The organism is Corynebacterium mustelae (assembly GCF_001020985.1).
In the GTDB taxonomy this organism is placed as follows: Bacteria; Actinomycetota; Actinomycetes; order Mycobacteriales; family Mycobacteriaceae; genus Corynebacterium; species Corynebacterium mustelae.
In genome coordinates this window covers 2788267-2809625 of record NZ_CP011542.1, presented here as the reverse complement: position 1 = coordinate 2809625, position 21359 = coordinate 2788267, and the positions used below count along the sequence as shown (strand labels likewise).

Below are 21359 nucleotides of genomic sequence, written 5' to 3'. Positions count from 1 at the left end.
TGACACTTAAACAATCCACAGTGTGTTTGTAGCCCAAGAGGATTCATGCCATGCGTGATACACAGGAGGAAAATGTGGAGATTCAGCGTGTGAAAGATGATGACGATGCCGTTCGCTCGGCACTTGCATCGCTGAAAACAAAGACGGGTATCCCGGTCACTATGTACGCAACAGTACTGACCGATAATCGCATCCAAATCACACAATGGGTTGGTCTACGAACACCCGCGTTACAAAACTTAATTATCGAACCAGGCGTAGGTGTTGGTGGTCGGGTAGTTACCACCGGGCGTCCCGTCGGCGTTTCCGATTACACCCGCGCCAACGTTATCTCCCACGAGCTCGACTCGGTGATTCAAGATGAAGGGCTGCATTCCATCGTTGCTGTCCCGGTCATCGTGAATCGTGAGATTCGTGGTGTGCTGTATGTTGGCGTTCACTCCCCAGTACGCTTGGGCGATAAGGTCATCGAAGAAGTGACCATGACTGCGCGCACCCTGGAGCAGGACTTAGCTGTCAATGCTGCCGCGCGACGCGCCGAGGGGCTACGTGGTGGTGCGGCACCACGGCAAGGCCGAATGATGAATGGCGCGGAATGGGAACAGATCCGTTCCACCCACTCAAAGTTGCGCATGCTAGCCAATCGAATCGAACAAGAGGATATCCGCGCTGAACTAGAAGAGCTGTGCGACCAAATGGTTGCCCCAGTTCGGGTTAAGCAAACCACCAAGCTCTCAGCACGTGAGCTTGATGTTCTGTCCTGTGTAGCGCTTGGACATACTAACGTTGAAGCGGCAGAAGAAATGGGTATCGGCGCAGAAACTGTTAAGAGTTATTTGCGATCCGTCATGCGTAAACTTGGTGCGCATACCCGATACGAGGCGGTAAATGCTGCCCGTCGCATCGGGGCGTTACCCTAGCTGGCTTACAAAACAAACACCTATTACGGCGTCGAAAAGCAGCATTTCGCTTTTCGACGCCTTTAACGTTTGCCGCCCGGTACCCACTTTATATCCTGGGAATTATTGGTCACCCGGCACAGAATAAACAGCAAATCCGACAGCCGATTGAGGTATTTAGCAGGCATAACGGAAGTCGTCTCAGGATAAGCTTCCACCGCCAGCCATGCGGCGCGTTCAGCACGCCGGGCCACCGTGCGTGCCACATGTAGCAATGCTGCGGTGGGGGTGCCGCCTGGCAAGATAAAAGAATCCAATTTCGACAACGCTTCGTTGAAACTGTCACATTCCGCTTCCAAACGATCAATATAATCCTGCGTGATTCGCAACGGCTCGTATCCCAAATCTGGATTTTCCGGGGTTGCTAGGTCGGCACCGGCGTCGAAAAGCTCGTTTTGGATACGTTGCAACGTTGCTGCAACCTCAGGGCTTGGTTGCCCCAACGCCAAAACTACGCCGAGCTGGGCATTGAGTTCGTCGCAATCAGCGTAGGCCGATAGCCTGGCATCGTTTTTAGACACCCGAGAGAAATCAGATAACCCAGTGGTGCCATCATCACCCGTGCGTGTATAAATTTTTGTTAAGTGAACAGCCATAACACCAAAATACGCGAACAGTTTATTATGCTGGGCGATTGTGAAAGATCGTTTTTTGGTCACAGGCGGTGCGCGCCTGGTAGGTGAAGTAAAAGTAGCAGGTGCAAAAAATAGTGTGTTGAAACTCATGGCAGCAGCACTGCTCGCTGAAGGTACCACCACACTTACAAACTGCCCGGAAATTCTCGACGTACCACTGATGGGTGAGGTTTTATCTGGGCTGGGCTGCCACGTCGACATTAATGGCGACACAGTGACGATAACGACCCCCGCCGAAGTTTCACCCAATGCCGATTTCGAGGCGGTACGACAATTCCGCGCTTCGGTCTGCGTATTAGGCCCCCTTACCGCACGCATTGGACACGCAGTGGTTGCGCTACCTGGCGGCGACGCGATCGGTAGCCGTCCCTTAGATATGCACCAATCCGGCCTGGAAAAACTTGGTGCCACCACCTACATTCGGCATGGCGCAGTCGTTGCCGAAGCCAGCGGATTACACGGAGCTCAGATTGACCTGGACTTTCCGTCAGTGGGGGCGACGGAAAACATCCTTACCGCAGCTGTGTTAGCGAACGGACGCACCATCTTAGAAAATGCAGCACGAGAACCCGAAATTGTTGACCTTTGCGTAATGCTGCGCCAAATGGGTGCCAAAATCACCGGTGAAGGTACCCCAACCATCACCATCGACGGGGTGGAAAAACTACACCCTACCCAGCACGAGGTGATTGGGGACCGCATTGTTGCCGGAACATGGGCATATGCCGCAGCCATGACTCAAGGTGACATCACGGTCAGCGGAATAGCCCCACGACACCTCCACCTTCCATTAGAAATGCTTCGCTTTGCTGGGGCGCAAATTGAAACCTATGACAATGGTTTCCGCGTTGTCATGCCGCACCGCCCTAAGGCCGTGGATTATCAAACCCTGCCGTTTCCTGGTTTCCCGACCGATTTGCAGCCAATGGCAATCGGAATTTCTGCAATCGCGGACGGAACCAGCGTTATCACCGAAAACATCTTTGAAGCACGATTCCGGTTTGTCGACGAAATGATGCGGCTTGGTGCTGACGCCACCGTCGACGGGCACCATGTAGTGCTACGAGGGGTAGAGCAGCTGTCCTCCACCCCGGTCTGGAGCTCCGATATCCGCGCTGGTGCTGGCCTGGTTTTGGCTGGTCTATGCGCCGATGGGGTGACCGAAGTGCACGATGTGTATCACATTGATCGCGGTTACCCGCGCTTTGTGGAAAACCTCCAAAGCCTGGGCGCAACCATCACCCGGGTGAGATAGTGCGATCGCTTTTCGACGAATGCGGGGCACCTAACCGCCGCCTACTGTGGGGACACTAAGCATTCTCTATGAAAAAGTCACACAGTAGGGTGGAAAAGTGCACTAAAAAACTCGTCTGAACTGGCAATTTGTTTTGTTGAGAAGTTCTGTGTAACTTTATGTGAGTCGCCGCGACCGGCTGGGAGGAAAAATCCCTCAAAGTAGCGTGCGAACGTTGTTTGAGAACTCAATAGTGTGCCAATGTACTTTTGTTTTTTTGGTTGTTTTCTTGTTGTTTTTTGTTGTGGCTTTTGGTTGTGGCTGGCAAGTGTGGCTTGCTTGTTAAATGACTAGCTGTGCAGAAGATGATGGGTTGATGGCTTGTTGTTTTTTGTTGGTTTCTTTGCTTATGTTGTGATTTTTGTCCAACGTGGTGAGGGGACTGTTTTTGTTTTTTGGATGATCAATTTTTTGATGGCGGTTGGTTTTGGCTGATCGTTGTTTTTTGTTGGTTGTTTGTTTTTTGCTGGTTTTGGGCTTTTCGCAGAGCCGTGCAGGAATTGTTTTTGTTCTTGTTTTTTGTGGAGAGTTTGATCCTGGCTCAGGACGAACGCTGGCGGCGTGCTTAACACATGCAAGTCGAACGGAAAGGCCCTGCTTGCGGGGTGCTCGAGTGGCGAACGGGTGAGTAACACGTGGGTGATCTGCCTCGTACTTCGGGATAAGCTTGGGAAACTGGGTCTAATACCGGATAGGACCATCATTTAGTGTTGGTGGTGGAAAGTTTTTTCGGTGCGAGATGAGCCCGCGGCCTATCAGCTTGTTGGTGGGGTAATGGCCTACCAAGGCGTCGACGGGTAGCCGGCCTGAGAGGGTGGACGGCCACATTGGGACTGAGATACGGCCCAGACTCCTACGGGAGGCAGCAGTGGGGAATATTGCACAATGGGCGCAAGCCTGATGCAGCGACGCCGCGTGGGGGATGACGGCCTTCGGGTTGTAAACCTCTTTCGGTAGGGACGAAGCCTTTTTAAGGTGACGGTACCTGTAGAAGAAGCACCGGCTAACTACGTGCCAGCAGCCGCGGTAATACGTAGGGTGCGAGCGTTGTCCGGAATTACTGGGCGTAAAGAGCTCGTAGGTGGTTTGTTGCGTCGTCTGTGAAATACCGGGGCTTAACTTCGGGGTTGCAGGCGATACGGGCATAACTGGAGTGCTGTAGGGGAGACTGGAATTCCTGGTGTAGCGGTGGAATGCGCAGATATCAGGAGGAACACCGATGGCGAAGGCAGGTCTCTGGGCAGTAACTGACGCTGAGGAGCGAAAGCATGGGGAGCGAACAGGATTAGATACCCTGGTAGTCCATGCTGTAAACGGTGGGCGCTAGGTGTAGGGGTCTTCCACGATTTCTGTGCCGTAGCTAACGCATTAAGCGCCCCGCCTGGGGAGTACGGCCGCAAGGCTAAAACTCAAAGGAATTGACGGGGGCCCGCACAAGCGGCGGAGCATGTGGATTAATTCGATGCAACGCGAAGAACCTTACCTGGGCTTGACATACACCAGATCGGCGTAGAGATACGTTTTCCCTTTTGTGGTTGGTGTACAGGTGGTGCATGGTTGTCGTCAGCTCGTGTCGTGAGATGTTGGGTTAAGTCCCGCAACGAGCGCAACCCTTGTCTTATGTTGCCAGCACGTGGTGGTGGGGACTCATGAGAGACTGCCGGGGTTAACTCGGAGGAAGGTGGGGATGACGTCAAATCATCATGCCCCTTACGTCCAGGGCTTCACACATGCTACAATGGTCGGTACAACGCGTTGCGAGCCTGTGAGGGTGAGCGAATCGCTGAAAGTCGGCCTCAGTTCGGATTGGGGTCTGCAACTCGACCCCATGAAGTCGGAGTCGCTAGTAATCGCAGATCAGCAACGCTGCGGTGAATACGTTCCCGGGCCTTGTACACACCGCCCGTCACGTCATGAAAGTTGGTAACACCCGAAGCCCATGGCCTAACCCCTTTTTGGGGAGGGAGTGGTCGAAGGTGGGATTGGCGATTGGGACGAAGTCGTAACAAGGTAGCCGTACCGGAAGGTGCGGCTGGATCACCTCCTTTCTAAGGAGCATGTTTTTTTGGCCACGTGTTGTGGTTGTGGTGCTCGTTTTGTGAGTATTTTTGTTTAATCCAGGTGGAGCATAACCGCCCCTGTTGTGTGGTGCATGCGTTGTGTGTGTGCTGGGTGGGGGTTGTCATGATGAGAAGCAGCGGTATAGAAGATGACTGTGTAGAGAAACTTTTGTGTGTTGGTGTGCTGTTGGGTGTCTGGGATGACGTGTGTTGTTCCGTGTGGTGCCTGTGGTCTGGTGCTGCCTGTGTGGGTGGTGGCAGGTTGCAGGTTGTGTTGTGTGAGAACTGTATAGTGGACGCGAGCATTGTGCCCATGCATGTTTGTGTGTGGGTGTGGTGTGTTTTTTCTTTTTTGTGTTTTAGTGTTTTTTGTTTGGTTCATTTGTGTGTTGTTGTGTAAGGGCGCACGGTGGATGCCTTGGCATGCTAAGCCGATGAAGGACGTGGAAGGCTGCGATATGCCTCGGGGAGTTGCCAATCGAGCGTTGATCCGAGGGTGTCCGAATGGGGAAACCTGGCCATGGTTATGTGTGGTCACCCATCAGTGAATGTATAGCTGGTGTGGGGGTTGACGCGGGGAAGTGAAACATCTCAGTACCCGTAGGAGGAGAAAACAATATGTGATTCTGCTAGTAGTGGCGAGCGAACGTGGAGGAGGCTAAACCGTATGCATGTGATACTTGACAGGGGTTGTGTGTGCGGGGTTGTGGGGCCTGACTTATAAGACGGCTGTTGACGTTTTGCTGTGCGTGTGTGTGTAAGCGGAAGTGGTGTGGAATCGCCTACCGGAGAGGGTGAGAGTCCTGTACGTGAATGCATGTGTGCGTGTGGTTGGTTGGGTGCCCGAGTAGCAGCGGGCTCGTGGAATCTGCTGTGAATCTGCCGGGACCACCCGGTAAGCCTAAATACTTAGTGTGACCGATAGCGGATTAAGTACCGTGAGGGAATGGTGAAAAGTACCCCGGGAGGGGAGTGAAAGAGTACCTGAAACCGTGTGCCTACAATCCGTCAGAGCCCTCTCTTTTTTGTGTGGGGTGATGGCGTGCCTTTTGAAGAATGAGCCTGCGAGTCAACGGCATGTCGCGAGGTTAACCCGTGTGTGGGGTAGTCGTAGCGAAAGCGAATCCTAATGAGGGTGTGTTGAGTGGCATGTCTTGGACCCGAAGCGGGGTGATCTACCCATGGCCAGTGTGAAGCAGCAGTAAGATGCTGTGGAGGCGCGAACCCACTTAGGTTGAAAACTGAGGGGATGAGCTGTGGGTAGGGGTGAAAGGCCAATCAAACTCCGTGATAGCTGGTTCTCCCCGAAATGCATTTAGGTGCAGCGTTGTGTGTTTCTTCCTGGAGGTAGAGCTACTGGTTGGTTGAGCGGGACTACAATCTTAGCAATGTCAGCCAAACTCCGAATGCCGGTGAAGTGTAAGCATGGCAGTGAGACTGCGGGGGATAAGCTCCGTTGGTCGAGAGGGAAACAGCCCAGATCGCCGGTTAAGGCCCCTAAGAGTGTACTAAGTGGGAAAGGATGTGGGATCGCGAAGACAGCCAGGAGGTTGGCTTAGAAGCAGCCATCCTTGAAAGAGTGCGTAATAGCTCACTGGTCGAGTGGTTCTGCGCCGACAATGTAGCGGGGCTCAAGTACACCGCCGAAGCCGCGGCAACCATCATATGTTTTTTGTGTGTGGTGGTTGGGTAGGGGAGCGTCGTGCACAGCTGTGAAGCATCTGGGTGACCGTGGTGTGGAGTGTGTGCGAGTGAGAATGCAGGCATGAGTAACGAATGATATGTGAGAAACATATCCGCCGGATGACTAAGGGTTCCTGGGTCAAGCTAATCTTCCCAGGGTGAGTCGGGACCTAAGGCGAGGCCGACAGGCGTAGTCGATGGATAACCAGTTGATATTCTGGTACCCGTATACATGCGCCCCTAATGAATCCATGGTACTAACCACCCATTTGTGGGATGAGACTGTGTTTTTCATGGTGTTGTTTCATGGTGCGTGGGACCTTCGTGGGTAGTAGTTAAACGATGGGGTGACGCAGGAAGGTAGCCGAGCCACTTATTGGATTGTGGTGTAAGCGTGTGGCCCGTAGGATAGGTAAATCCGTTCTACATGTTGGGTGAGGCGTGATGCGTACCCACGTATGTGTGGGGATGTTGGTGATCCTATGCTGCCGAGAAAAGCCTCTAGTGAGTGTGTATATGGCCCGTACCCATAACCGACACAGGTGGTCAGGTAGAGAATACTAAGGCGTTCGGGTGAACTGTGGTTAAGGAACTCGGCAAAATGCCCCCGTAACTTCGGGAGAAGGGGGACCACTGCTGGTGACAGACTGATGTGAGCTGGTGGTGGTCGCAGAGAAGAGAGGGAAGCGACTGTTTATTAAAAACACAGGTCCGTGCGAAAACGTGGAAGTTGATGTATACGGACTGACGCCTGCCCGGTGCTGGAAGGTTAAGAGGACCTGTTAGTAACACTTTGTGTTGCGAAGCGGAGAATTTAAGCCCCAGTAAACGGCGGTGGTAACTATAACCATCCTAAGGTAGCGAAATTCCTTGTCGGGTAAGTTCCGACCTGCACGAATGGCGTAACGACTTCCCTGCTGTCTCAACCACAGGCCCGGTGAAATTGCACTACGAGTAAAGATGCTCGTTACGCGCGGCAGGACGAAAAGACCCCGGGACCTTCACTATAGCTTGGTATTGGTGTTTGGTTCGGTTTGTGTAGCATAGGTGGGAGACTACGAACCCGGCACGCCAGTGCCGGTGGAGTCATCAAGTGAAATACCACTCTGATCGGATTGAGCACCTTAACCTTGGCCCATGATCTGGGTTGGGGACAGTGCCTGGTGGGTAGTTTAACTGGGGCGGTTGCCTCCTAAAACGTAACGGAGGCGCCCAAAGGTTCCCTCAGCCTGGTTGGCAATCAGGTGTGAGAGTGTAAGTGCACAAGGGAGCTTGACTGTGAGAGTGACAACTCAAGCAGGTACGAAAGTAGGGACTAGTGATCCGGCACCTACATGTGGAAGTGGTGTCGCTCAACGGATAAAAGGTACCCCGGGGATAACAGGCTGATCTTCCCCAAGAGTCCATATCGACGGGATGGTTTGGCACCTCGATGTCGGCTCGTCGCATCCTGGGGCTGGAGTAGGTCCCAAGGGTTGGGCTGTTCGCCCATTAAAGCGGCACGCGAGCTGGGTTTAGAACGTCGTGAGACAGTTCGGTCTCTATCCGCCGCGCGCGTAGAAACTTGAAGAAAGCTGTCCCTAGTACGAGAGGACCGGGACGGACGTACCTCTAGTGTGCCAGTTGTCACGCCAGTGGCACAGCTGGTTAGCTACGTACGGAAAGGATAACCGCTGAAAGCATCTAAGCGGGAAGCCTGTTCTAAGATGAGGTTTCACTAATGAGGTGCCCGGAAGACTACCGGGTCGATAGGCCAGAACTGCACGCATAGTAATATGCTCAGGTGACTGGTACTAATACACCCACAAACACCACCCAAAACAACCCAAACAAAACAAACACAAAAAACCGCGTCCACTACACAGTATCTGACACAACACCACCACAAAACAAAAACAACAATAATAATAATGATCGTGTCGGTGGCAATAGCGTCGGGGACACGCCCGGACCCATCCCGAACCCGGAAGCTAAGCCCGACAGCGCTGATGGTACTGCAAACGGAAGTTTGTGGGAGAGTAAGACACCGCCGACCACAAAAACTCAACAAACAAACCCCCACCCAACACAGGTGGGGGTTAACTTTTACCTCAGTGTAACGATTTCGTCGGACTCGGCGATAACGATATGTGTTCAACGCAAAGAATTTTTACCACCTCAGTTTTTCTGGTGGACATAAGCGTTGATGTTCCAAGGTTATTGTTCTTTTAGGTGAAGGATTTTTAGCGTGATGTCTTTGTCTGTTCGTTCTCTGGCTGCAGCTTTTGTTGTTGTATCCGCAGTGATTACGATGTTTATCATTTTTAGCCCCGCAGCTATGGCACAGTCCACAACCCACCCACATCTGCAATTCGATACCATTGCAGGTACTGTTCTCGGTGGGTTGAGTTCCTTCGCTGCACTATATTTTGTCATTGGTACTTTGTATAACCTCTTTACCCGTGGCAAGGGTAAAACCCCGTGGCCCGGTGCCCCAACTTTCTAACTTCGTTATGGAAACCCCAGCATAATCTGCTGGGGTTTTTGTGGTTATACGAACCTAAGTCCCAATGCAACTTCCTAACGCCAAGGAAGCTGTTGTGCCGATCATCGTGGCACAGAAGTAGAGAACACACGTCCTATAGCGGTTTTCTTTCAGTAGTTGCCCAAGTTCCGCAGCAAGTGTTGACCAGGTGGACATTGCGCCAGCTACACCTACAGCTAGTGCGGCATAGGCTACGGAGGACGTAGTAAAACATTGGAGGGCAATACCAGCCAGAATGCAGGCAGCAGAATTGGCTACTAGTGTCCCTACAAGCCGGGGGAGTAGAACACTAAGCAGGTAGCGCACTGCACCACCGAGCGCTCCACCTAGGCACACAAAACCCAAAGATACGACGATCATTTCCACCGCCTCATGAGTTCTGTCCCAGCAAGCCAGGCGGCGAGACAGGAGGTGACGGTAATCAAGGTGTAGATGGCTGCCCCAATGATTGTGTGGGAGACCGCCAGCACGAGGAACGTCGAAAAGCTCGTAAAACCACCCAAGAAACCGGAACATACAAGGGGCCTTAACCATGTTGGTTCGCTCGGCACGGTGGCAAACAGGAAGCTTCCCAGGACATTGATGAGTAGGACAGACGTCGGGGCGTCGAAAAGTGAATTTTGATGCAGGATAAACCGACATCCAGCCCCGGCGGCGGCCCCAGCCGCAGCGACAAAAACCATACGCATACCCCTTTAACATAGCCCTTATTGTGACTTTTATAGCGAAATCGTGCGCAACCGGAATAAAAAGTAGATGATGGAATGTAAGTCGTATCATTACCTTCACTAAAAGGAGTTTCCCGTAATGGCTCATGAACGCGCAGGCCAACTTGCACAACCGCAGGATCTCATTGACATCGCAGAAGTAGTCACGGCGTACTATACCCGCACCCCAGACGTGGAAAACCCCGACCAGCAAGTTGCTTTCGGCACCTCCGGGCACCGGGGATCGTCACTGGATACTGCCTTTAACGAAAACCACATTTTGGCAACCACTCAAGCGATCGTCGATTATCGCTGTAGCCAAAACATCGGCGGCCCTGTCTTTATTGGGCGGGATCCGCACGCGCTGAGCGAGCCAGCCATGATTTCCGCGCTTGAGGTTCTCCTTGCCAACGATTGCACCGTGCTTGTCGATGATCGGGGCCGCTACACCCCAACTCCTGCGGTATCGCACGCTATTTTGGCGCACAACGCCAAGCTAGACGGCGGAGTGACCGGCACCGACCCGAAACGTGCCGACGGCATTGTAATTACTCCGTCGCACAATCCGCCACGCGACGGTGGCTTTAAGTACAATCCGCCAAACGGCGGCCCGGCGGATACCGATGCTACCGATTGGATCGCAGCCCGCGCCAACGAAATCATGCGGGGCGGTATGGCTGAGGTTAACCGCACTAGCGTTGCTGGTGTGCTTGATCCACGCGTGACGCCGTATAACTACCTCGACAGCTACGTGGCTGATTTGCCGAATGTGATTAATATCGCGGCAATCCGGGACTCAGGTTTGGCCATCGGTGCCGACCCCATGGGTGGCGCCTCGGTAGATTACTGGGGTGCGATTGCCGATGCGCATAAGCTCAACCTGACCGTGGTCAACCCGCTTGTCGACGCTACCTGGCGGTTCATGACCTTGGATACTGACGGCAAGATTCGCATGGACTGCTCATCCCCTAATTCCATGGCATCTTTGGTCCACAACCGTGACAAATACGACATTGCTACCGGTAACGACGCCGACGCCGACCGCCACGGTATCGTCACCCCCGATGCGGGACTTATGAACCCGAATCACTATCTCGCGGTCGCTATCGACTATCTCTTCGCCCACCGGCCCGATTGGGGTACCGACGCGGTGGGTAAGACCTTGGTATCTTCCTCCATGATCGACCGCGTGGTGGCAAACCTCGGCAAAAAACTGGTGGAAGTTCCCGTCGGATTTAAATGGTTCGTGCCAGGGCTTATCGACGGCTCCATCGGCTTCGGCGGCGAAGAATCCGCCGGTGCTTCCTTCCTACGCCACAACGGCACCGTCTGGTCCACCGACAAAGACGGCATCATTTTGGACCTGCTCGCTGCCGAAATCACCGCAGTCACTGGCAAGACCCCATCGCAGCGGTACGCGGAACTCGCTGCCGAATTCGGTGCGCCGGTATATGCCCGTACCGATGCGGACGCAAACCGGGAACAAAAGGCGATTCTCAAGGCCCTGTCGCCGGAACAAGTAACCGCCACCGAACTCGCCGGGGAACCCATCACCGCGAAACTCACTGCTGCCCCAGGCAACGGTGCTGCTATCGGTGGCCTCAAGGTGTGCACCGAATCCGCCTGGTTCGCCGCCCGCCCATCCGGAACAGAAGACAAATACAAGATATACGCCGAATCCTTCAAAGGTGAATCTCATCTTGTGGAAGTACAAAAGGAAGCGCAGGCACTGGTATCTGCCGTACTAGGTAGCTAACCTGCGTAAAACCCTAAGTAGTGTGAATCTTATGCGATTGATCGCAAGAACAAAGGTTCGCCATTTAGGGCGTTAAACAATTATGCTGAATTACCGTGACTAGACTAAATACAAAAGTCTCGGATACTATCAGTTTCCTAACAAGATTTGGGCTTGCAGTAGTATGGATTGTTGCAGGTTGGCAAAAACTTGGTAAAACCATGGCAGAGGCGCAAGCTATTCAAGGGTATGAGATCTTTACTATTGAATGGTCGATATTTTTGGGAAGGATTATTGGGCCGCTCGAACTTGCTGGTGGCGTTGTGCTTCTGGTTGGTATCTTTCTTCGTTCTGCCGCAAAAATTTCTGCAATGGTTCTGATCTTATTTATGATCGGGGTGGGACAAGCCTGGGTGCGTGGTCTGGTAATCGACTGTGGGTGCTTCGGTGATGTAGATCTATCGGATGGAGGCATGGATTATCTGTATACAATTCTCCGGGATGTCGGGCTGTTCCTGATGTCGCTCTGGGTAATGTACCGGCCATATAAGCGTTTTGCCATTCATCCTTGATGATTCCCAGCTATTTTTGATGAAATTGTTCGGTATTTTTTAACTTTTATGGAATGAATGAACAGTTAATGTAGTTTAAATGATTGTGTAATAGTTAAGTTGCTTTCTGACGGTTGCGACAAGCGACTGCTATTACTTCGTAACTCTTGAAAGGAATACTAAACAAGGTGTGGAACAAATGAGCACAAAAATAAAAAATCCGAATGAAAAGGGCTCAGGATTTATCTGGGCAGTAATTGTACTGTTGACACTAGCGGCTATCCTGATTGGGTACGTCGTCGTTTCCGGGAAAAATGCTAAAGAAGAAGAGCTTGCTCAACGAGCAACGGAAACCGTAGCGTTTGAGACTTCATACGAAGACAATGGTATTACATTGAAAGCAGCGAATGCTAAGGCAAATGCAAAAAAAGTTGATCTATACGAAGATTATTCTTGTTCCTATTGTTCGCAGCTGGCTAAAAGCACCGATGCAGATATGAAAAAAGCAATTGAGGATGGTGAAGTCGTCGTAACTATTTGGAGCCTTAACTTCCTTGATCGGGGAAAAATTGGTCATTCGACAAACGCTGGTGCTGCTGCATATGTTATTGCGAAAAATGAACCAGCGAATGTTTACTGGAATTATCGAAAGATTCTGATGGAGGATCAGGAGGATATTTACGGAAGCTGGGATACTGATGATTTTGTCAGTGCAGCTCGTGCTGTCGGTGCCTCAGAAGAAACCTTGAACCACATTACTTCTGGAACTTTTATTGAAGAATATCAAAAATTAGCCAAACAGAATGCTGACAAATTGGAAAAGGAAACCGGAACGGTATCTTCTCCCCGTGTAATTGTGGATGGTACCGAAATCCAGGGAGAGTCGGTGTTTGATTGGGTTAACGAAGTTGTTAGGAAGTAAGATTCGGAATAACCTGCCGATTTGATAGCTTTGACTATTGTCGTGTAGCCTTAATGCGTTGCCTTCGGTAGAAGGAGCGAAACGGGGCTATGGCGCAGCTGGTAGCGCATCACACTGGCAGTGTGGGGGTCACGGGTTCGAATCCCGTTAGCTCCACCCTACTAAACCCGCTCCTATGGTGGAAACATCAGGGGAGCGGGTTTTACTCTGCGTATGCTGTGTGGATAACACCAAAGGGTTAAGGGATTCAAAAGGGGGTTAAGAGGCGAAGAAGGGATACGCCTGTGTGATCTTCGTGTTTGGTAAGTTGAGGGAATCGTCCCCGTGTTGGGTGAAAATTGGAATTGCTCCTTTGCGTCCCGCAGGCACTAATTTGGGTGTCGGAACGAAGCGCTAGATTCGCTCATGTGTGGGGATGCCTAAGAACAAAGGCTTTGATCAATCATAGCGGTCTCAATTCAAAAGCTGATATGGATGCTGTTGTATTGACCTGATTGCACCCCGGTCACACACTTCTAGACCGAATGAAAAATCATTATCAACCAGCAACTTTCAGCAACGTAAAACAGCATTTAAACAATCTTGACATCAATGACATTCACAAACAACGTCAACAGCTTTTGAATTGATAGCGCTGCAATTACTACTGCCATTTGTCGGCAGCTGCGTCGCGCTTTTCCTTTACTGTATTGCTGCACACATGGTTTTGGGTACCGGGGTTGGGAGAACCTTGAACGTATACCTGGCTATTTATTGTACATTGAGACTTGTCAAACTTTATGTTAGTCACTAACATTTTTGTTATGGGACGATGGGAACGAACGCATGAAGCGTTAAGGAAGGCGGCATTAGATTTATTCACTGAGTACGGGTATGAGGCTACGGGGACTGCGCAGGTTGCTGAGCATGTTGGTGTTAGTGAGATGACTTTGTTTCGACATTTTCCTACGAAAGAATCCCTTATTGTGGCTGATTCTTTCGACCCGTTTATGGCTGAAGCGGTACGAGTTCGTCCTGTTGGCGAGCCGCCAATGCAAGCGTTGACCGAAGGGGTAAGGGCTGCTTGGGTAGAGCTGCCGGAAGAAGCGGTGGCATTTTTGAGAAGGCGCTTGAAAATAATCGCACAGACGCCAGCATTAACTGGTGCGATAGAGCGATCTAATGGAAAAACTGTCATGGAATTGGCAAATGCACTGGTTGATCGGGGGGTTGATGACGTATGGGCGCGTATCGCATCCTCTGCAGTGATCGCCGGATTGAGTACCGCATTACTCATATGGGCGAACACGGAACGGTGCACGCTGAGTGAGGCCTTAGAATCGGCATGTGATCTTTTAGGTGGTAACTGAGATGCTTTCATTTGAAAGTGTTGGTCGTCTATTTCGTGGTGGCTCGGGCGTACAAAACCTAACGTTTAGTGTGATGCCCAGCGAAATCGTTGCGCTAGTCGGGCTAAATGGTGCTGGTAAGACCACACTGATGCGGCTTGCGTTAGGGATGATACGTCCGCAGCAAGGTGCAATACGGATATTTGGCTCCTCGCTGGGCAAGATATCTGCCAAAGTATGGGCTCAGGTGGGGGTGCTAGTTGAGGTTCCTTTTGCCTACCCAGAACTTTCGGTACGCCAAAATCTGCGTGCTGCGTGTTTGATGCATCAGGGAAGACTCGAGCGCGTCGATAAAATGATTGCAATGTGGGGACTCGACTTAGTAGCTGATAAGAAATTCCGACTTCTTTCGCAGGGTAACCAACAGCGTGTAGGTCTTGCTGCATCACTTCAACATGATCCTCGGTTGATCTTGCTAGATGAACCAAGCAATTCACTGGATCCCGCCTCAGTAATTCTCCTACGCGAAGAGCTTATAAAACGCGCTGAAGCAGGAGCCGCGATCCTAGTACCTGAGTTGCACAGTGGTTTGTGGTTTTGGTGGGTTTGGTTGTGGGTGAGCTGGGGTTTTAGGGTGTTTTTTGGGTTTTTGTCGTACTAATTTGGTGGGTTTTTTGGGCTTGTTAGTCTTGTTGTGTGGTGCGGATTAGGAAAGTTAGGACTGCTAGCGGTGCGACTGCCGTGCAGATCGTGCGGGATGTGCATCGCCGAACTGTGGTGGATTATCATGTCGGTTCTGCCCATAACGAGATTGAACTTCACGCTTTACTCAAAAAAGCGCGTGATCTGCTTTACGCTGATCAGCTTGAGTTAGATCTTGAGTTACCAGTGGCAGGTGATACCGAAGACTCGTTGACGGTGGAGTCGATGACTGCTCGCGTATTATTGGATGTTTTTGCTTGTGCGTGGTCGACGCTTGGTTTTGATGCGATCTATCCGGTGGATTCTGTTTTTGCCCGCACTGTTTTTGCACGTGTAGTCCAGCCTTCTTCGAAGTCACAAGTACCCATGGTGCTTCAACGGTTAGGGTTACCTGCTGTTCATCGCAACACGGTTTCAGCTGCAGTGAAAACAGCTTTTGATGAGGATAAGTACAGTGCGTTTTCCCGAGCATGTTTTGATTTCAGCCTGGCACGTGGCACAGTAGCGTGGGTGCTTTATGACGTTACGACGTTGTATTTTGAAGCAGATCGTGAAGACGATTTACGTAAAGTGGGGTACTCGAAAGAGCGTCGTATCGATCCACAGGTTGTTGTGGGACTGCTTGTTGATAGCCGTGGACTTCCCTTGGAAATTTCCTGCTTCGAGGGAAACAAAGCAGAAGCACTCACCATGATTGATGTACTGAATAGCTTTCGCAGGCGGCATAACGTGGAAAATATCATTGTTGTCGCCGATGCTGGCATGATTTCTGCGGACAACTGCAATCATCTAGAAGCGCTTGGGTTTCAATTCATTATCGGGGCAAGAATGTCCAAAGCTCCCTACAAGATGGATATGCCCATCAATGAGACAGGACACGCTATTGATGATGGGCATATCGTCGAATCAACGAAAACAATGGGCCCTAGCACAACTCACCGAACCACACGGCGAATGGTCTGTCAGTATTCACACAAGCGATTTGCCAACGACAAGCACACTCTTGCCAAGCAACGTCAACGTGCTGAAGAAATCGTCACAGGAACGCGGAAACAAAAACGGGCACGGTTTGTTACCCACACCAGCGGCCGTTGTGAGTTCAACACTGATGATTTTGAAAAAGCGTCACAACTAGCAGGCTGGAAAGGATACATCACCAACATCTCGGCCGAGGACATGTCAGGTGAACAAATCATTGCAACATATCATGACCTATACGAAGTGGAACGAAGTTTCCGAATGGCAAAAAGCGACCTTCAAGCCAGGCCAATGTACGTACGGAAAGAAGATTCCATCCGCGCCCACCTAAATCTCGTCTTTGTCGCCCTAGCCGTCGCACGTTTCCTACAAGATCTCACCGGATTCAGTCGACAAAAAATCATCAACATCCTCGAACCCTTACGAGACGTAACCATCAACACACCCCACGGCCCGATAACCATCCCCACAAAAATCACACCAGAAGCCCAAGAAATCCTCAACAAAATGTCGTACTAAAACTGTGCAAGTCAGGTGATCCTCGGTTGATCTTGCTAGATGAACCAAGCAATTCACTGGATCCCGCCTCAGTAATTCTCCTACGCGAAGAGCTTATAAAACGCGCTGAAGCAGGAGCCGCGATCCTAGTAAGCAGCCACCACTTAGACGAGGTGGCACGAATTGCAGACCGAGTGTTATTGATGAACGCGGGTCGGCTGATTGGCGAATTGGATACGACAGGAAACGACCTAGAACGAGCCTTTTTTCAGCACATTCAACTTGATGATGAACGTCGCAGGATGATAGGGCGTGGTTGAAATGAAAGCTGCGTTCTATATCGAATCGCTTAAGCTGGCTCGATCGCTGGTTGGCATCGTGGCTACGTTTGTCATTGTATTCGGCGTAATATGTCTACTTGGTGGAATAACTGCTGGCATTGTAACTGGAAATCCAGACCTGATAAGGAAGGCTGGTACAGCGGCAACGCTGGATTGGAGTGGCTTGCTTTCAGCGGCAACGCAGATCTCCACTGTTTCTATGCTTCTTGGGTTCGGAATTGTGTTGGCATGGATTTTTGGACGTGAGTTTTCGGATCATACTGTCACTGCTTTATTTGCGTTGCCTATTAGTCTTACCCGTATTGCGCTTGCCAAATTTGCCGTATACCTGACTTGGGCCTTCACCGTGAGCAATGCTGTTTTACTTGTGGTTTTTGTTCTCGGGTTGTTGATTGGTTACGGGGTGCCTGACGCGGATGCGTGGGCAGCATTTGGGCGGCTATGGGTGTTGTTGATGTTTTCTATCGTACTGGTGACTCCGGTAGCCTGGATCGTTACCTTGACTCGTTCGTTGTTGGCTGGGGTTGCCAGCACTATTGTATTGATTGTTCTCGCTCAGATTGGTATTCTTGCTGGCATTGGTGGCTGGGTGCCACCTGCTGTTCCTGCCCTTTGGGCATTATCGGCTGGAACTGCAGTATCGCTATTGCAACTCGCTTTTACGGCTGGTTTTGCTGCTGGTTTCGCTTTTCTTGTGTGCTGGTCATGGAGGCATCTGGAGCTTGATCGATGAAGGTATGTTCGAGCAAGAAAGCGTGAAACGAATAGCAACATGATGTGTCATCTTTTCGATTTGATGCACCCGACTTTCGTGAGTAAAAAGATGGATATTCCTCTCATTACACGGGTATGTCCAATAGAATCGGGTCAGATCACCGCAAGCTTGCGCCGTAAAACGTCGAGGTGCGGAAATAATGGGAGGGAGTGGCAGTTATGAAGTTTCGCGCATTGTCGGCGTTGGAAAGCGAATTGCTGGAAACCGCGACGTTGGGAAACATCAACTGGTGTGAAGAGCGATTTACGCTTGACGACGTTCGCGAGAATGAGTTGTTCGCACATTACACTCGATTGCAACCAAACAGAGGTGATTTCGGAATTGTTGCCGAAGATGCTTGTATTCAGACCGGTGTAGTGTGGGCGTTGTTTTTGCCGCAGTCAAATCCTGGGTTCGGTTTCATTGATGAAACCACCCCTGAACTTAGTCTCTAGGTGGCACCGCACGCTCGTGGATGTGGTCTTGGTCGACAGCTATTGCGTGCCATAGTAGCTGAGGCTAGGTGCAGGGAATTATTACAGCTTAGTTTATCGGTGGAAGCTGACAATATTGCCAAGAGCTTATACCTTGCCGAAGGCTTTTTTGATGTTGCAGGAAGAGGACATGATGGAGTGATGGTCAAGTCCTTGGCCACTTAAATACCCCCGCAACGGTGTAATTCAACAGTCTCAGCGAGACGGGTAATTGGTGTAGGTATCCTAAAGACAACTCGACTATTTCGTGAGTTGGTGGTTGGTTACACGGTGTGGGAAGCGAATGAGTCGAGTTGCATCATGAACCCACTGCATGCTTGTTTTGGGGTTTATGAAATCTAACTCGGAGATGCTTAACACAGAAAAAGTTATTTCTGGATTATCAAAAATCTAGGCCACATACCAAAGATTCACCGCATTGTCCATAATGGTGCAGACCAGGTTAAAATGTACTCGGTGCTCATTACGCATTTTGTCGTCGCTAGTCACTATGTACAGTGTTATGACGAAACTGAATGCTCACCGCAAGAATTGTGCCAGTATGGTCCGCTAGGTGTTTTTCTGTCAGAGATGAGGATTGTTCGGGGGTTAGCGATTAATTGGACATGTTAAGGTTTTCTCACCAGGAAAATTCTCGAAGGGCAACAGACCAGGTATCACGGTGAAAATATGCTTTCTCCTACACAAGTACCCGTCATCGCCATAAATACCCAGCACACAAAGCTCAGTAAAGATTTCTAGTGAGAAAATCTTGTTAAGGGGAATAACAAAAATGCCAATTCCGGTGTATCGGTTACAACAGGTTTCCGGAGTCACTGTTTACGGGATGATCAACAACGGCGGGTATTTTCTCACGGATTTCACTGTCTATGAGGACGGTATTGTCGATTGTTGGGGTAAGACGGATGTGGCCGGTATGCGGGATCATGTGGAATCGGGCTGGGTTGTGCCCGCGATTCCGGTCGGCGAGACGGTCCGCATTTCTGAATTGGGGGATTTCCGGGTGTTGGAAGCGCGGTGGTCGCATGCCACGCCGGGTGAATACCTGGGTTTTCTTGAATCTGTGGTGGATAAGCTTCGTGGTGAGCAGTCGCACCCCGTGCCGGATTTTCCGCTTTCGCGGGCGAATCTGGATGAGCCGCACCCGAAGAAAACTGATCCCATGTATAACCTCAATCATGCAGGTGCCACGGTGGCGTTTAACTTAGAGGCTTTTCTTCGCACGGATGCCGGTTGGGAGATAACAACAATCGTGCCGTTCGCCGACGAGACGTTTCGCCTTTCGGTAATCGGGGAACGTGATTTCAGCTTTGCTGAATGTGAAAACATGATCGACGCTGGTGACCTGGCGATCACCATTACCGAAGATGCCTGGGTGCGGGTGGCGAATATCGGGGAGCTGCGGTTAAAGCCCGAGTTCGCGATCGTAGAGAATGTGACGGAGTTTAAGAAATCGCTCCAGGGGCAAAGTGCCCGCGCGGTGGGGAAACAGATGGCAGCAGAAAAGTGCAGGCAGGCATATTTCGAGTATTTGAAGGAGCCAAGTGACTTTAGTCGCGAGATGCTACGGGAGGCATATGAAGCGGTGCCGGAACATGAACGCCGTTATTTAGGGGACATGGACTCCAAAGATTACGATTACTATCGGATTTTGTACACCGACGATAAACGCGAAGTATAAGCGAAAAGTGATGATTACGGATTTATTTAACGGACAACCAGCGCTGGCGTCGATTCGTGCCTTTGAGGAAGCCCGGTTTGCGCTGTCAAAGCTTGACGACGCAGACAAGCCGGACAAGCACACCACCGTATTCGTCGATTGCCGTGATCTCGTGTGGGCTTGGTTTGCGGAGTCAGGGCCGGGTGGCTTTGTGGATTTTGCAGATCGCATAGTTGCTGAATGCGGTGATGTGGAAATGCAGCGGCAGTGGAATGCTGATCGCGCTGGGATTTTGGCACGCTATATCGAGGGGTTCGACGCCGTCGACCCGCCGCAGGTGGCGGTGCTCGAAGTTGATGGCGGTCTGCGCCACTAGCTGTGATAGGCCAACTGTGGTTTAAAAACTGTGCGCCATTGATCTTCCACTTCGGCGGTGTAATTGCGAATCACAAATAAGTCGGATTCATCGTGGTGATAGGAAAAGTGCGCATCCACCGCTGCGATCAGCCAGGCGACATCAGCAGGATCAGTGTTGTCTGAGAGTGTGGCAATCAATTCAGCGCACAGGGCAGTGTCAAATATCGCGTTTTCGTGGAGCTGGTATACAAACGTGCCGGAAACCAGGTCGTCACGCTGCAACTGCATCGGGGTGCGATGGGTGCGTGCCACTATTTCGTGAATGAACAGTTCCAGGTCGGGTTTGGCCTCAGAAATATGGAAAAGGGCACCAGATGGCAGATGTCGGGCAGCGCAGCCGGATTCGGTGGGCTGACAAGTCCATTCGGATTGGGTGCCAAAAGCGGCTAATTCGGCGTCGAAAAGCGAAATAATGCGGTTAATGGTTAACTCCAAATTCCACGAGAACAACGCCTGTAATAATAAGCCCAATTCCAGCAATCATGGTGGGGGTAAGCGTTTCTTTGAATAACACCCGTGATAATAACGCCGTTAATGCCACCCCAAACGCGGTCCATAATCCATAGGCCACCCCAATACCCATACCGGCGGCAAGCGAAGCGGAAAGCGCGGCGAAAGCCCCGATATAACCAACCGCCACGATAGCGTATGCCCAGGGCTTTGTTGTGGCAATTTTAAGGTTTAGGGTGGCAATGACTTCCAAGATGATTGCCGCCGAAAGGTACAACCACGCCATGTTAATTCCCACCCGAGTGTGGGGAACCGAATTCCACCAGTGCGATACCTGCAATAATCACCGCAATTCCTATCCCACTTAGAACTGTGATGTGTTCTTGGTAGAATACTGAGCCTAAAACCGCAGTCAATGCCACACCGCATGCACCCCAGATTCCGTAAGTGACGCCGAGTGGCATGCCGCGGCGGAGGAGAACTGACAGTAACCAGTAAGAAGCAACGTATCCTGCCACCACAATGGCGTAAAGCCACGGGTAGGAGAGCGCCGCTTTTAAACACAGTGTTGCTGTCACTTCACAACACACAGTAAGTGTCAATAACCACCATTTACCCACCCCCAAAACGGTACACCTACCCATAGGTGGGGCGGAAATGGCAGTAT

General features: G+C 51.1%; 21 protein-coding genes, 1 tRNA gene and 3 rRNA genes. 19 read left to right on the top strand and 6 right to left on the bottom strand.

The annotated features are described in order from the left end of the window. Positions 1-74 precede the first annotated feature (74 nt). Complete coding sequence (gene ramA, locus CMUST_RS12535) at positions 75-920, top strand: acetate metabolism transcriptional regulator RamA (RefSeq protein ID WP_047263635.1); 846 nt, start codon at positions 75-77, stop codon at positions 918-920. Positions 921-982: 62 nt separating this feature from the next. On the opposite strand, the gene CMUST_RS12530 is transcribed toward ramA, so the two are convergent. Beyond that, positions 983-1555: a cob(I)yrinic acid a,c-diamide adenosyltransferase gene (locus CMUST_RS12530; RefSeq protein ID WP_047263634.1), complete on the bottom strand. Its 573-nt coding sequence runs from the start codon at positions 1553-1555 to the stop codon at positions 983-985. A 40-nt stretch (positions 1556-1595) separates the two neighbouring features. Between CMUST_RS12530 and murA the strand changes: the two genes are divergently transcribed. The 5 genes from murA to CMUST_RS12495 all read left to right on the top strand — a co-directional run bounded on the left by murA (position 1596) and on the right by CMUST_RS12495 (position 9116). Next, positions 1596-2849: a UDP-N-acetylglucosamine 1-carboxyvinyltransferase gene (gene murA / locus CMUST_RS12525; protein ID WP_047262797.1), complete on the top strand. Its 1254-nt coding sequence runs from the start codon at positions 1596-1598 to the stop codon at positions 2847-2849. A gap of 557 nt (positions 2850-3406) precedes the next feature. Then, positions 3407-4936 (top strand): 16S ribosomal RNA (locus tag CMUST_RS12515). Positions 4937-5334: 398 nt separating this feature from the next. Next, positions 5335-8448, top strand: a 23S ribosomal RNA gene (locus CMUST_RS12505). 101 nt (positions 8449-8549) lie between these two features. After that, positions 8550-8666: ribosomal RNA gene (gene rrf, locus CMUST_RS12500) — 5S ribosomal RNA — on the top strand. The 16S, 23S and 5S rRNA genes sit together here, the layout of an rRNA operon. A 195-nt stretch (positions 8667-8861) precedes the next feature. After that, positions 8862-9116, top strand: a complete 255-nt coding sequence (locus tag CMUST_RS12495) for a hypothetical protein (protein WP_047262795.1) — start codon at positions 8862-8864, stop codon at positions 9114-9116. 54 nt (positions 9117-9170) lie between these two features. Here the strand turns inward: CMUST_RS12495 and CMUST_RS12490 are convergent, their stop codons facing one another. Then, positions 9171-9515 carry a fluoride efflux transporter FluC gene (locus CMUST_RS12490; RefSeq protein WP_047262794.1) on the bottom strand — a complete coding sequence of 115 codons (345 nt, stop codon included), beginning with the start codon at positions 9513-9515 and terminating at the stop codon, positions 9171-9173. Continuing rightward, positions 9512-9838, bottom strand: a complete 327-nt coding sequence (locus tag CMUST_RS12485; RefSeq protein WP_052844758.1) for a CrcB family protein — start codon at positions 9836-9838, stop codon at positions 9512-9514. The genes CMUST_RS12490 and CMUST_RS12485 overlap by 4 nt, the downstream gene beginning before the upstream one ends. A gap of 124 nt (positions 9839-9962) precedes the next feature. Here CMUST_RS12485 and pgm point away from each other — a divergent pair, with 124 nt between their 5' ends. The 13 genes from pgm (at position 9963) to CMUST_RS12425 (ending at position 20201) form a co-directional block, all read left to right on the top strand. Then, positions 9963-11618 carry a phosphoglucomutase (alpha-D-glucose-1,6-bisphosphate-dependent) gene (pgm, locus tag CMUST_RS12480; RefSeq protein ID WP_047262792.1) on the top strand — a complete coding sequence of 552 codons (1656 nt, stop codon included), beginning with the start codon at positions 9963-9965 and terminating at the stop codon, positions 11616-11618. A gap of 95 nt (positions 11619-11713) precedes the next feature. Beyond that, positions 11714-12169 (top strand): DoxX family protein, encoded by a 456-nt coding sequence (locus CMUST_RS12475; RefSeq protein ID WP_052844756.1) that lies wholly within the window; start codon positions 11714-11716, stop codon positions 12167-12169. Between the two features lie 178 nt (positions 12170-12347). After that, positions 12348-13070, top strand: a complete 723-nt coding sequence (locus tag CMUST_RS12470; protein ID WP_047262790.1) for a DsbA family protein — start codon at positions 12348-12350, stop codon at positions 13068-13070. 83 nt (positions 13071-13153) lie between these two features. Then, positions 13154-13226: transfer RNA gene (locus CMUST_RS12465), tRNA-Ala, on the top strand. 647 nt (positions 13227-13873) lie between these two features. Further along, positions 13874-14419, top strand: a complete 546-nt coding sequence (locus CMUST_RS12460) for a TetR/AcrR family transcriptional regulator (protein ID WP_047262789.1) — start codon at positions 13874-13876, stop codon at positions 14417-14419. A gap of 1 nt (position 14420) precedes the next feature. Continuing rightward, positions 14421-15059 carry an ABC transporter ATP-binding protein gene (locus tag CMUST_RS12455; protein ID WP_052844754.1) on the top strand — a complete coding sequence of 213 codons (639 nt, stop codon included), beginning with the start codon at positions 14421-14423 and terminating at the stop codon, positions 15057-15059. A gap of 80 nt (positions 15060-15139) precedes the next feature. After that, positions 15140-16597: an IS1634 family transposase gene (locus tag CMUST_RS12450; RefSeq protein ID WP_052844452.1), complete on the top strand. Its 1458-nt coding sequence runs from the start codon at positions 15140-15142 to the stop codon at positions 16595-16597. A 26-nt stretch (positions 16598-16623) separates the two neighbouring features. Beyond that, positions 16624-16896 (top strand): P-loop NTPase family protein, encoded by a 273-nt coding sequence (locus CMUST_RS12445; RefSeq protein WP_052844752.1) that lies wholly within the window; start codon positions 16624-16626, stop codon positions 16894-16896. A gap of 1 nt (position 16897) precedes the next feature. Continuing rightward, positions 16898-17650: an ABC transporter permease gene (locus tag CMUST_RS12440; protein WP_047263631.1), complete on the top strand. Its 753-nt coding sequence runs from the start codon at positions 16898-16900 to the stop codon at positions 17648-17650. Positions 17651-17850: 200 nt separating this feature from the next. Next, positions 17851-18126 (top strand): hypothetical protein, encoded by a 276-nt coding sequence (locus tag CMUST_RS17080; RefSeq protein ID WP_236690116.1) that lies wholly within the window; start codon positions 17851-17853, stop codon positions 18124-18126. Beyond that, positions 18127-18330: a GNAT family N-acetyltransferase gene (locus CMUST_RS17075; protein ID WP_236690115.1), complete on the top strand. Its 204-nt coding sequence runs from the start codon at positions 18127-18129 to the stop codon at positions 18328-18330. 607 nt (positions 18331-18937) lie between these two features. Next, a complete protein-coding gene (locus CMUST_RS12430; protein WP_047262788.1) occupies positions 18938-19846 on the top strand; it encodes a DUF7638 domain-containing protein in 909 nt (302 codons plus the stop codon). A gap of 10 nt (positions 19847-19856) precedes the next feature. Continuing rightward, on the top strand, positions 19857-20201 hold the full coding sequence (locus tag CMUST_RS12425) for a hypothetical protein (RefSeq protein ID WP_047262787.1): 345 nt from the start codon (positions 19857-19859) through the stop codon (positions 20199-20201). Here CMUST_RS12425 and CMUST_RS16610 read toward each other — a convergent pair. Genes CMUST_RS16610 through CMUST_RS12410 form a run of 3 tightly spaced genes read right to left on the bottom strand, consistent with a single transcriptional unit; the run spans position 20198 to position 21312 of the window. Continuing rightward, positions 20198-20692 (bottom strand): hypothetical protein, encoded by a 495-nt coding sequence (locus tag CMUST_RS16610; protein ID WP_144414212.1) that lies wholly within the window; start codon positions 20690-20692, stop codon positions 20198-20200. The two genes, CMUST_RS12425 and CMUST_RS16610, sit on opposite strands and share 4 nt — an antisense overlap. Continuing rightward, entirely contained in the window at positions 20661-20978 is a 318-nt protein-coding gene (locus CMUST_RS12415) for a DMT family transporter (protein WP_047262785.1), read from the bottom strand. Before CMUST_RS12415 ends, CMUST_RS16610 begins: the two co-directional genes overlap by 32 nt. Position 20979: 1 nt before the next feature. Beyond that, complete coding sequence (locus CMUST_RS12410; protein ID WP_047262784.1) at positions 20980-21312, bottom strand: DMT family transporter; 333 nt, start codon at positions 21310-21312, stop codon at positions 20980-20982. Positions 21313-21359 lie beyond the last annotated feature (47 nt).

Bases quoted from the DNA above. Each gene is read 5' to 3' on its own strand.
- CMUST_RS12530 (WP_047263634.1), bottom strand. From the start codon at position 1,555: ATGGCTGTTCACTTAACAAAAATTTATACACGCACGGGTGATGATGGC.
- CMUST_RS12495 (WP_047262795.1), top strand. From the start codon at position 8,862: ATGTCTTTGTCTGTTCGTTCTCTGGCTGCAGCTTTTGTTGTTGTATCC.
- CMUST_RS12490 (WP_047262794.1), bottom strand. From the start codon at position 9,515: ATGATCGTCGTATCTTTGGGTTTTGTGTGCCTAGGTGGAGCGCTCGGT.
- CMUST_RS12485 (WP_052844758.1), bottom strand. From the start codon at position 9,838: ATGGTTTTTGTCGCTGCGGCTGGGGCCGCCGCCGGGGCTGGATGTCGG.
- pgm (WP_047262792.1), top strand. From the start codon at position 9,963: ATGGCTCATGAACGCGCAGGCCAACTTGCACAACCGCAGGATCTCATT.
- CMUST_RS12470 (WP_047262790.1), top strand. From the start codon at position 12,348: ATGAGCACAAAAATAAAAAATCCGAATGAAAAGGGCTCAGGATTTATC.
- CMUST_RS12460 (WP_047262789.1), top strand. From the start codon at position 13,874: ATGGGACGATGGGAACGAACGCATGAAGCGTTAAGGAAGGCGGCATTA.
- CMUST_RS12455 (WP_052844754.1), top strand. From the start codon at position 14,421: ATGCTTTCATTTGAAAGTGTTGGTCGTCTATTTCGTGGTGGCTCGGGC.
- CMUST_RS12440 (WP_047263631.1), top strand. From the start codon at position 16,898: ATGAAAGCTGCGTTCTATATCGAATCGCTTAAGCTGGCTCGATCGCTG.
- CMUST_RS17080 (WP_236690116.1), top strand. From the start codon at position 17,851: ATGAAGTTTCGCGCATTGTCGGCGTTGGAAAGCGAATTGCTGGAAACC.
- CMUST_RS12430 (WP_047262788.1), top strand. From the start codon at position 18,938: ATGCCAATTCCGGTGTATCGGTTACAACAGGTTTCCGGAGTCACTGTT.
- CMUST_RS12425 (WP_047262787.1), top strand. From the start codon at position 19,857: ATGATTACGGATTTATTTAACGGACAACCAGCGCTGGCGTCGATTCGT.
- CMUST_RS12415 (WP_047262785.1), bottom strand. From the start codon at position 20,978: ATGGCGTGGTTGTACCTTTCGGCGGCAATCATCTTGGAAGTCATTGCC.